This window comes from Streptosporangium sp. NPDC051022, assembly GCF_040683035.1.
Taxonomy (GTDB): domain Bacteria; phylum Actinomycetota; class Actinomycetes; order Streptosporangiales; family Streptosporangiaceae; genus Streptosporangium.
In genome coordinates this window covers 245,189-255,670 of record NZ_JBFBCF010000012.1, presented here as the reverse complement: position 1 = coordinate 255,670, position 10,482 = coordinate 245,189, and the positions used below count along the sequence as shown (strand labels likewise).

General features: G+C 71.8%; 10 protein-coding genes. 1 reads left to right on the top strand and 9 read right to left on the bottom strand.

Annotated features, from left to right (window positions below):
* Positions 1 to 332 precede the first annotated feature (332 nt).
* The 5 genes from AB0N02_RS21595 to AB0N02_RS21575 all read right to left on the bottom strand — a co-directional run bounded on the left by AB0N02_RS21595 (position 333) and on the right by AB0N02_RS21575 (position 5,028).
* Positions 333 to 1,001, bottom strand: a complete 669-nt coding sequence (locus AB0N02_RS21595; protein WP_363949196.1) for a CBS domain-containing protein — start codon at positions 999 to 1,001, stop codon at positions 333 to 335.
* Entirely contained in the window at positions 998 to 1,933 is a 936-nt protein-coding gene (locus tag AB0N02_RS21590; protein ID WP_363949193.1) for a universal stress protein, read from the bottom strand. Before AB0N02_RS21590 ends, AB0N02_RS21595 begins: the two co-directional genes overlap by 4 nt.
* A 17-nt stretch (positions 1,934 to 1,950) precedes the next feature.
* Positions 1,951 to 2,103 (bottom strand): hypothetical protein, encoded by a 153-nt coding sequence (locus tag AB0N02_RS21585; RefSeq protein WP_363949190.1) that lies wholly within the window; start codon positions 2,101 to 2,103, stop codon positions 1,951 to 1,953.
* 78 nt (positions 2,104 to 2,181) lie between these two features.
* Entirely contained in the window at positions 2,182 to 3,816 is a 1,635-nt protein-coding gene (abc-f, locus tag AB0N02_RS21580; RefSeq protein ID WP_363949188.1) for a ribosomal protection-like ABC-F family protein, read from the bottom strand.
* A 438-nt stretch (positions 3,817 to 4,254) separates the two neighbouring features.
* Positions 4,255 to 5,028, bottom strand: coding sequence for an SRPBCC family protein (locus AB0N02_RS21575; protein WP_363949185.1), 774 nt, complete (start codon positions 5,026 to 5,028; stop codon positions 4,255 to 4,257).
* A gap of 242 nt (positions 5,029 to 5,270) precedes the next feature.
* Between AB0N02_RS21575 and AB0N02_RS21570 the strand changes: the two genes are divergently transcribed.
* Positions 5,271 to 5,942, top strand: coding sequence for a TetR/AcrR family transcriptional regulator (locus AB0N02_RS21570; protein ID WP_363949183.1), 672 nt, complete (start codon positions 5,271 to 5,273; stop codon positions 5,940 to 5,942).
* Positions 5,943 to 6,055: 113 nt separating this feature from the next.
* Here the strand turns inward: AB0N02_RS21570 and AB0N02_RS21565 are convergent, their stop codons facing one another.
* Genes AB0N02_RS21565 through AB0N02_RS21550 form a run of 4 tightly spaced genes read right to left on the bottom strand, consistent with a single transcriptional unit; the run spans position 6,056 to position 10,372 of the window.
* On the bottom strand, positions 6,056 to 8,206 hold the full coding sequence (locus tag AB0N02_RS21565) for a peptidase domain-containing ABC transporter (RefSeq protein ID WP_363949180.1): 2,151 nt from the start codon (positions 8,204 to 8,206) through the stop codon (positions 6,056 to 6,058).
* Positions 8,203 to 8,400 (bottom strand): hypothetical protein, encoded by a 198-nt coding sequence (locus AB0N02_RS21560; protein ID WP_363949177.1) that lies wholly within the window; start codon positions 8,398 to 8,400, stop codon positions 8,203 to 8,205. The genes AB0N02_RS21565 and AB0N02_RS21560 overlap by 4 nt, the downstream gene beginning before the upstream one ends.
* Positions 8,385 to 9,389: a TIGR04500 family putative peptide maturation system protein gene (locus AB0N02_RS21555; RefSeq protein WP_363949174.1), complete on the bottom strand. Its 1,005-nt coding sequence runs from the start codon at positions 9,387 to 9,389 to the stop codon at positions 8,385 to 8,387. Before AB0N02_RS21555 ends, AB0N02_RS21560 begins: the two co-directional genes overlap by 16 nt.
* Positions 9,386 to 10,372 carry an MvdC/MvdD family ATP grasp protein gene (locus AB0N02_RS21550; RefSeq protein ID WP_363949170.1) on the bottom strand — a complete coding sequence of 329 codons (987 nt, stop codon included), beginning with the start codon at positions 10,370 to 10,372 and terminating at the stop codon, positions 9,386 to 9,388. Before AB0N02_RS21550 ends, AB0N02_RS21555 begins: the two co-directional genes overlap by 4 nt.
* Between the last annotated feature and the right edge of the window lie 110 nt (positions 10,373 to 10,482).

Below are 10,482 nucleotides of genomic sequence, written 5' to 3'. Positions count from 1 at the left end.
ACCGTCTCCAGATCGAGGTCGCTGCCCACCGACACGACCGCGTCCAGCAGGGCGTGCACCCGGTCCCGGGTGGCCAGCACGGCCTCAAGACGTACATGCAGCTCCGACAGGAGCTCATCCAGCCGCATGTGCGGCAGCAACCCGCCGGGCTCGATCATCCCCATACAGAAAGTCTGACACTCGGGGCTTCGACGGGTTCGACGGCCACTTCTCCGCTGCCCGAACGCGCGCCCCCAGCCTGGGCGTCGTCCTGCCGCCAGGGCCGATACGGAAGATCGATCGGAGAGTTTCCAATGGACGTCCGGTAAAGCGGCCTTTCAGCCGAAACCTCGTCAGAAAGAGATCGACGGGCTTCTCAGCAGGTCGTCGCGGTCGTAGGCGATGTCGGCCTCCACCTCTGCGACTCCTTCCACCCGCCGTCCGGCCTCGACGAGCGCGGCGATCTGGGAGCGCCTGGCCAGCCGTCCCCCGACCCGGACCACGCAGTCGTCCACGGTGATCGTCAGCTTCTCAGGGTTCAGGCCCAGGCCGGCGACGGCCTCCGTCATGTCCGCCAGGATGTCGGCGGCGGGCCTGCCGAAGACCTTCAACAGGTCGGCCTGGTGCACGGTTCCAGCGATCTTGCCGCTGGCGGCGTCGATCACCGGCAGTTGCTTGATCCGACGGGTGTGCATCAGGCGGGCCGCCTCCCGCAGCGGGGTGTCGCGGGTGACGGTCAGCGCGGGTCTGTTCATGAGCTGCCCGGCCGTCGTCCCGATGGCTCTGTCGTGCTCCTGACGCCGCCTGTGGCTTTCGAAGAGCCCGCCCCCGGCCGGGGCGTCGATCTCCTTCAGCAGCAGGTCGTCTTCCGACACCACGCCGATCGGACGGTTCTCGGCGTCGATCACCGCGACGGCGCCCACGTTGAAGCGGTGCATGGTCGCCACCAGCTCGGCGAACGTCGTCTCCGGGTGGACCGCGATGGCCACCAGTCCCATGACGTCCTTCACCTGCATTGTCATGACCTGACCTCCTCTTCGCCCGAACCTGGCACACGGTCGCCGGAGGCAGCCGGGAACGTGGATTCGGCCCGCGACGTGTCACGCAGGGTGGGTACGACCGCGACAGGGCCCGCGGCGTGCTGCAGGATCGTCCTGGTGACCGAACCGACCTTGCCGTCCCCGCGTGCGCCGCCGACCACCGTCAGGCTCGCCCGCCGGGACAGCTCCACCAGTGCCTCCTTCGCCGGGGCGGTGACGAACCGGGCCCGCACCGTCATGGCCGGGTTCCTGTCGCGCCATGGCTTCAGCCGCTGGAGCAGGTCCTCCTCGGCCACTTGCGCGGTGACCTCCGTATCGGGCACCAGCGGCATCGCCGTCCCCCACGCCGCCGCCCGGACGTGTCCGGCGTGCACCACCACCAGTTCCAGCCCCCGCAGAGCGGCCTCGCCGAAGGCGAAGGCGATCGCCCCGTCGGGCGTGTCGTCGGTGATCCCCAGCACCACGGCCCCGCGGTGCCGCGGCACCGGGATCGGTCCCGGTCCGCGCACCACGACCACCGGGCACCGGGCGTGGGCCGCCGCGTAACCGGCCACCGATCCCACCACGGTCCTGGCCAGCGCGCCCATGCCGCGTGACCCCACCACGATCAGCTCCGCCCGCCCCGACAGCTCCACCAGCCGCTCGGCGGCGGCGCCCTCGTACAGGTCGGTGGTGACCTCGGTGATCGTGCTGCAGGAGCGGGCGCAGTCGGCGCCGTGGTACAGCACGTGCTCGGCCGCCTTGCGCAGGTGCAGCTTGGCCTCCTCGTCGGCCTCGCCGTACGGCCATCGCCAGGCGTGTGCCACCGACAGCGGCAGTTTTCTGAGCTCGGCCTCGTCCATCGCCCACTCCAGGGCCTGCATGGAGAAGTCCGAACCGTCGTAGCCCACCACGACGTCACGGGGCTCACCCATCGCACTCACCTCCACCCTCATCGTCCGCGGTGTTCCCGGGGAGGCGGCAGGGCGGAAAGTCCCACCGCGGAAGGACCTTCCGCCCCCTTTTCATCCCCGTGGCCGTCGAGCACCCGCCGGTCGCCGAGGGTGTGGACGAGGTCGTGGGCGAGCAGAGCGGGCTGAGGCATGGGGGCCTCCAACGTGATCGGCGCTCGGCCCGCGGGGCGGCGTGCCTCGGACGCGGGCCAGGTCGACACGCCGGCGGCTCACACCTCAGGGGCTCCCGTCTCCTTCAGCTCGCCGTCGGCCAGCCGCAGCCACCGGTTCACCCCGATCTCGCGCAGGAACCGCTCGTCGTGGCTGACCACCACGAACGCTCCCTGGTAGGAGTTCAGGGCGCTCTCCAACTGGCCCACACTGACCAGGTCGAGGTTGTTCGTCGGCTCGTCCAGGAGCAGCAGGTGCGGAGCCGGCTCCGCGCACAGCACACAGGCCAGGGTGGCGCGCAGCCGCTCGCCTCCGGAGAGCACCCCGGCGGGCAGGTGGGCGCGAGTCCCTCGGAAGAGGAAGCGGGCGAGCAGGTTCATCCGCTCGGCCTCCGGCCGCTCCGGGGCGTGGCCGGCGAAGTTCTCGGCGACCGTACGGTCCAGGTCCAGCAGGTCGAGGCGCTGCGAGAGGTAGGCGACGCGGCCGTCGGCCCGCTTGATCTCGCCGCTCCGCGGTGTCAGGTCGCCGTTGAGCAGACGCAGCAGCGTGCTCTTGCCCGCACCGTTGGGACCGGTCAGCGCGATGCGCTCCGGACCCCGGATGGTCAGGTCGACGCCCTGGCCGGCGAACACGTCCTTGTCGCCGAGGTGGACGCGGAGTCGTTCACCGAGGAACAGGTTGCGTCCGGCCGGCACGTTGGTGTCCGGCAGGTCCAGCGTGATGCGCTGCTCCTCGCGCAGCGCGCGCCCGGCCTCGTCCAGCCGGGTCTTCGCCTCGCTGACCCGGCCTGCGTGCATCTGGCCCGCCCGGCCCGCGGACTCCTGCGCGCCCCGCTTCATGTTGCCGGCGAAGATGCGGGGCAGACCGGCGTTCTTCAGGTTGCGGGCGGCGTTGCTCTGCCGGCGTTCGGCGCGCTCGCGGGCCTGCTGCATCTCCCGCTTCTCCCGCTTCAGCTCCTGCTCGGCGTTGCGGACGTTCTTCTCGGCGACCTCCTGCTCGGCCCGCACGGCCTCCTCGTACTCGGTGAAGTCGCCGCCGTAGAAGCGCAGTTCGCCGCGGTCGAGTTCGGCGATGCGTTCCATACGGTCGAGCAGGGCGCGGTCGTGGCTGACCAGGAGCAGGCAGCCGTTGAAGTCCTCCAGCACGTCGTAGAGCTTGCGCCGGGCCTCGAGGTCGAGGTTGTTGGTGGGCTCGTCGAGCAGCAGCACGTCGGGCCGCTTCAGCAACTGGGCGGCGAGACCGAGGGAGATGACCTGGCCGCCGCTGAGGGTGCTCAGGCTGCGATCCAGGGTGAGGCCGGCCAGGCCGAGGCGGTCGAGCTGGGCGCGGGTGCGTTCCTCGATGTCCCAGTCGTCGCCGATGGTGGTGAAGTGCTTCTCGTCGACGTCCCCGGACTCCACGGCGTCGATGGCCTGGATGATCGCGGCGACGCCCAGCACCTCGGCGACCGTGAGGTCGCCGGTCAGGGGGAGGCTCTGCGGGAGGTAACCGAGGGTGCCGGCCACGGAGACCGACCCGGTGCCGGGCCGCAGTTCACCGGCGATGAGCTTGAGCAGCGTGCTCTTGCCGGTGCCGTTGGGCGCGACGAGACCGGTACGGCCGGAGCCGACGGTGAAGGACAGGTCCTGGAAGACGGGAGTGTCGTCGGGCCAGGCGAAGGACAGGTTCGAGCAGACGACGGAGACGTCGGACATGGAGGTGACCTCGTGGGGAGGGGACAGGAAAGACACTTCTGCCCCGGTGGCAGACAGGGGAAAGGAGACGACGGCGAGGCCACGTCGGCGGCGCTTCCACGCACCGGCCGGTGGCCTGTCGGGTCCGGGTATCACCCGGAGATGTCGTCGTCCACCACCATGTCTGGGCTCCTCAACAAACGATCAACGTTCCTATCAGTCTAACTGTATGGGACGTCAGGCCGGAGACACGACGAATCACCCGGCCGGCCACGCGGATGTGCGGCGGACGGTGAAGCGAGCCTCGCGGGCCTCGATCGACCCGGCCGACAGATCTCGGCGCGGGTCACCGCCGAAACCGGCCCCATCCCCGCCTCCACTCCCGTCACCGCGGGCGGACAGGCCGCGCCGGCGTCAACCGGGGGCAGGGCCGGCTCCGCCGGCTTCACGGCCTGTTGCTCAGCCCACCGCCGTGTCAGCAGGGGTCGCGCGGGGGTCGCCGCTGCGGGCTTCGGCGGCGGTCTTCAGGTCACGCAGCCACGCTTCGAGGCCCGCGCCGAGGATTTCGGTGGCCCTGGGAACGTCCGCTTCGACCTGGGGGCCGGTCCAGGTTTCCTCGGTGTGCACGTGGACGCCTCCCTTGACCTTGGTGAAGGTCCACAGGTGGACGCCTTCGTCGATGCGCACGCCCTCGCCGATCGCGGGCCCGCTCCACAGGACGCAGGTGTCGCGCTGGAGCTGCCGGACGGTTGAGGTGATGCGCAGGGTGGTGGCGGGGGTCGTGGGGGTGGGGGGTGCCGGGGTGGTCCACCGGAACCGCGAGCCCTTACGGAGGGGGCCGGGGTCGAGGCGTTTCGCGGTGAGGACGGGGGGCTGCCAGGCCGGCCAGCGTTCCACGTCGGCCTGCAGTTTGAAAACGGTGCTCAGCGGCGCCTTGATCACGATGTCGGTCTGATAGCGGACGAGGGCGGCGCCGTCGACGCCTTCCCCTCGGCACCGGGACCCGGCGCCGTGATGGGCGCCGTCGTGATGGGCGCCGTCGTGGTGGGTGGCCCGGGACCGCGCGGGGGCGGCCTGGGCGGCCGGGACGTTGCTCGCGAGCACACCGGCGACGGCGAGCGAGATCACGAGCGTGGTGGCGCGTATGCGGACCCGGGGGCGGACGGTTCGCGCGTGCGGGAGGCGGGGCCGGAACGGCTGAGCGGGGGAGTTTGACGGGCCGTTGCTGAACATGGTGTTCCTCTCGTTCCAGGGGTCGGCGTCGAATGCCCGGGAGCCGGGATGGGGCGCCGGCGCGGATGGCGCACGGCAGCGCGCTCCTTTGTGAACCCGCGCCGCACACCCACGGCCAGCTAGAAGCTCACGCTTCTGTTAGAAGTTGTAACGCCAAGAAGAGGATGGTGTCAACAAGATTCGTGATAGCCTCTAACTATCTTTTGAAGATGTAGCTTCACGGGTGGGGAAGGCGGCAGGCCGTGGCGGAGACGGACACGAAGAGCCCGCGCGAGCGCTACCGCACTCAGGTACGGACGGAGATCAAGGAACGCGCGTGGGAGCAGATCGCCACGGCGGGGGCGTCCGCGCTCTCCCTCAACGCGATCGCCAAGCAGATGGGCATGAGCGGCCCAGCGCTCTACCGTTACTACGCCGGCCGCGACGAATTGATCACCGAGCTCATCAGGGACGCGTACCGAAGCCTCGCCGACACCCTCCGCTCAGCCTCCGCCGCGGGTGCCGACCTGGCCGCGCTGGCGCACACCATTCGCCGATGGGCCCTGGAGGACCCGCAGCGATACCTCCTCATCTACGGCACCCCCGTCCCCGGCTACCACGCGCCCGACGACATCACGCTCATCTCATCCGAGACCATGGCGATCCTGCTCGACGCCTGCGCAGCGCCGTTCGCGGACGCCCCCGCGACGCCGTTCGACGCGCACCTGGCGGAGCACCGTGAATGGGCGGGCGGCCACCCCGCCTCGCCCGCGGCCCTGCGCCACGCCCTGATCTTCTGGACCCGGCTCCACGGCGTCCTGTCCCTGGAGCTCGCCGGCCACTTCACCGGAATGGGATTCGACCCCGCCCTGCTCTTCTCGGCCGAGCTGGACCACCTGTCGGCACACCGGTCTCCGGAACCTGACAGCACCTGATCCGCATGACGGCGCGGCGGCCGGGCGGCGAGGGAGGCCCCCGGCCCGGACGCCCGGGCCCGCGGCGCCGCCGGGCACCGCCGGGCACCGCTGGGCACCGTGAAGAACACGACCTAGCCCGCGACGTCGGCGGCCCCCGCGGTCTGGGCGGCGACCAGGGTGGCGTAGCGGCCGCCCCGGGCGAGCAGGCCCTCGTGGGTGCCCCGTTCCACGATCTTCCCCTCGTCGACCACCAGGATCAGGTCGGCGTCCTTCACGGTGCTCAGCCGGTGGGCGATCACGATGCGCGTCTGGGTGAGCCAGCCGAGGTTGGCCTCGATGCGCGCCTCCGTGGTGCTGTCGAGGTGGCTGGTGGCCTCGTCGAGCAGCAGGATCTTCGGCTTGGACAGCAGCGCCCTGGCGAGCGCGAGCCGCTGTTTCTGTCCGCCGGACAGGCCGCCCCCCTCCATGAGGAGGGTCTCGTATCCCATGGGCATCATGCAGATCTCGTCGTGCAGGCAGGCCAGCTCGGCGGCCTGGATGATCCGCTCCATCGACGCGTCGGGGACATTGAGCGCGATGTTCTCCCTGATCGAGCCGGTGAACAGCGACGGCTCCTGGGTGACCACGCCGAACTGGCGCCGCAGCGAGCGGAGGTTGAGCTCCGACAGCGGCACGCCGTCGTAGCTGAGCTGCCCCTCGGAGGGGATGTGCAGCGCCAGCAGCAGCCTGGCCAGGGTGCTCTTGCCCGCGCCCGACGGGCCGACCAGGGCGATCTTCTGCCCCGAGCTGATCGACACCGAGATGCCGCGCAGCGTCCACGGTCCCCGGGGGTCGTGCCGGAAGCCGACGCCGTGCAGCTCGACCGATCCGCGCAGCCTGAGCACCTCGATGCCCGCGGTCGGCTCGGGCTCGGAGGCGAGGATGTCCGACAGCCGGTCGAAGTGCGCCCCCGCCTGCTGTAGCCCCTGCAGGCTGGCCATCAGCGAGCCGATGGGCGTCAGCGCGGCCACCGCGAGGGCGTTGAGCGCGAGCAGCGCGCCCAGGCTCAGCTCCCCGTCGAGCACCCGCCACGCGCCGACCCAGAGCAGCCCGAGCGGGGCCAGCAGGCGCAGGGTCCCGAGTGCGGCCTCCAGCATCCCCTGGGTCAGGCCGCCCCGCATGTCGGCGTTCAGCTGGGTGGTGAAGTGCTTCGACCACTGCTCGACCGCGCGGTGCTCCGCCCCCGACGCCTTGAGCGTCTCGATGCCGCCGATGGCCTGCACCAGCTGGCTCTGGGTGGCGGAGAAGGCGCTGAGCTCCTCCTGGGTCAGCAGGCTGACCCTGCGCGCCGTGGCCACCAGCAGCAGCACCTGGGTGGCCGCGAAGGCGAGCAGGCACGCTCCGAAGAGGGCGTCCCAGCTGAAGACGAGGATCAGGTAGCCGACGGCGAGCGGACCGTCGAGGAGCGCGGACAGCACCTGACCGGTGAGCATGTCCCGCAGTATCGCCACGCTTCCCGCGCGCGTCATCAGGTCGCCCTTGCCGCGCAGCGCGAAATAGCGGTACGGCAGGGCGACCAGGTGGGAGACCACCCCGCCGGTCAGCTCGGCGTCGGCGCTCGCGCGCAGGGCGACCAGCAGGACCGAGCGTAGATAGCCGACCACGAACTGCGTCGCGGCGGCGAGCACCAGCCCCGCGCCGATCATGGTCAGCAGGCCCCCGGCGCCGGTGGGCAGGACCCGGTCGACCAGCGCCTCGGAGAAGAACGGCAACGCCAGGCCGAGCAACTGCAGCAGCAGCGAGGTCAGCACCACCTGCGCGAGCAGGCCCTTTCTGCGCATCAGCAGGGCGCGGACGAACCGGCGGCGCCAGGCGGCGCCCGCGGTCGAGCGCCCGCGGCGGAAGCCGGGCCCCGGCTCGAAGGCGAGCAGCACGCCGGTGAAGCCCTCGTCGAACTCCTCGGCGGTGAGCCTGCGGCGGCCGCGGCCGGGGTCGACGATGTCGACCCGGTCCTCCGCCCAGCGCTCGACGACCACGAAGTGCTTGAACTCCCAGTGCACGATCGCGGGCATCGGCACGCGGGCCAGGTCGGCCGGGGCCAGGGAGAAGGCCCGCGACTTCATCCCGCACTCGATGGCCCCCTCGCGCAGCGCCTGGGCGCTGAGGCCGTCCCGGCCGATCTGGAGCCGGTCGCTGATCTCCTGCAGCGAGACGCGCCGCCCGTGGTAGGACAGGACCATCGCCAGGCAGGCGGCCCCGCACTCCGTCGCGGTATTCTGCAGCACGACGGGCACCCGTCTCATGCCCCGCCTCCCATCTGTCCCCGCAGCAGCAGGGCGAACGCGATCCCCGCCGCCAGCAGCAGCACGACGACCGCCCACAGCGCGACCAGTGTGCGCGTGCGGATCACCATCTGGATGTCCTCACGCCTGGAGGGGTCCCGGTAGCGCCGCAGGGACTCCTCCCGGTAGATGCCGCCGCTCAAGACCAGTGCCATTCGATCGAGGCCTGGGCGCGGCGCCCGGCCAGCCATTCGGAGAACGCCATCCGCCCGGCGGCGGCCAGCGTCCGCTCGTCCCGCCGCGCGGCCGTACGGGACAGGACCACTCCGGTGAGGAAGGTCCCGCCGTGGGGCACCGGGCCGACGACCGTCCCCGGCGGGGCGTCGCGGAGCGGTTCGGGCAGCTCGAAGGCCAGGCGCTCGGCGATCGTGGTCTCGCCCTCGTCCTCGCCGTCCGCCGCCGGCGCCATCAGGCCGCCGTCGTGGATCCGGGCGAGGTCCCCGGTACGGCCCGCGAGCGCGCTCTCCGGGCCGGTGACCCAGATCGCGCGCACCCGGTCGAACGTCCGGGGATCGGCCTCCAGCCGGGCCGCTCCGAGTTCGGCCTCCTTGCGGCGGCGGAAGCCCCGGCGCCGGGCGATGCCGCCGATGTAGGTCTCGAACTGGGGCAGGGTCATGCCCATCTCGGCCAGCCAGGCCAGGGTCGCGGCGCGGTCGTGCAGGCCCCGGCCGCGCCGGAACTCGTCGGCGGCGGCCTGCAGGTCCTCGTCGTCGACCGGCTCGGTGTCGTGCTGGATCTCGTTGAGGATCAGGCACTGGTCGACGATCTCGTCGTGCGGCGTCATGTCGCGCCGTGACAGCGACCGGATCATGGTCAGCGCCTGGGCCACCGACAGGTGCACCTCGTCCACGCTGACCAGCTGGCCCGCCGCCCAGTGCGTCGAGTGGTCGATCAGCCAGGGCACGCCGTCCTCGGCCTGCGCGGTGAGTGCGACCGTCCCGCCCTCGGGGTCCTCGACCAGGAGGTCGAAGTCGACCACCTGGGTGCCGGGGCGCTCGTCGACGACCAGCTGGGCCCGCAGGCCGGGACGCTCCTCGGCCCATGCCGCGGCGGCCCGCCTGGCCTCCTCCACGTGGGCGCGGCGGCGGGGCAGGCCGCGCAGCAGCCGTACGCCGGACTCCAGCGCGGCTCCGAAGTCACTCATGATCCATCCTTGCTCTCCGCCTCCGCGAGCCAGTCGGCGATCGCGTCACTGACGGGCAGCCCCGTGCGGTGCTCGACGAACCCCCAGGCTCCGTTGGGGTTGATCTCCAGGAACACGTACTCCCCGTCCGGGGTGAGAATGAGATCGATCGCGCCGTAGGTCAGGCCGAGCGCGGCGACCAGGTCGGCGCACCTGCGCTCCAGGTCGCCGGGGAGCCGGTGCGCGGCGTGGCGCACCCGGTCGTCGTCGTAGTGCCGCCAGTCGTCCCTGGCCGTGCGCGACGCCTGCGAGTCGATCTCCGCGGCGAAGACCCGCTCACCGACCACGATCACGCGCAGCTCGACGGCCTTGGGAACGTAGGGCTGGAGGATGACCGGCTCGTGCCCGAGGCGGTGGCGCGAGGTGAGGTGCCGCCGGGTGAGGACGGTGGTGTAGGTGCGGTGGTCGGCGCCGTCGAGGGTGAACTCGCCGGACTCGATCTGCTTGGCGATGAGCGCGCCCCCCGCCCGCTCGTAGGCGGGCACCAGCTCGAACGGATCGTTGGTGTAGACGGTCTCCGGCACGGAGAATCCGAGGGCCGCCGCCCGCGCCATGTGAATGATCTTGTTGTGCGCCCGGCGCTCGACGTCCCTGCGCGAGGGCAGCCATCGGGCGGGCGTGAGCTCCCAGGCCCCGTCGAGCAGGAACTCCGCCTGCCAGACCGCGTGACGGCGGTGGGAGGGCTCGGCGACGTTCGCCGCGGGTGCGGGCGGGTTCGGGCGCCGCCGCCACACGGCGCGCACCTCCGCCAGGTCCAGCGGCCCGGATCCGTCCCCGGTGTCGAGCACGGCCCGGTGGCCGTCACCGGTGAAGGTCGCGGTGAGCCTGCCCCCGGCGGGGAAGTCGCCCGGGTCCCACCACGTCACCGGCAGGCCGCGCCGCAGCAGTTTCGGCAGCACCATCTCGACCGCGTCGTCCTGCCGGTCGCTCAGTATCAGGATCACGTCACCCTTGTCCTTCCGGTGCCGGTCTCCTCGCCACCGCGTCTGCGGCGCCGGTTCTCCGGCCACCGCGCCGAACCGCCGGCCGGACGGTCGTCCGGCCGGCGGATGGG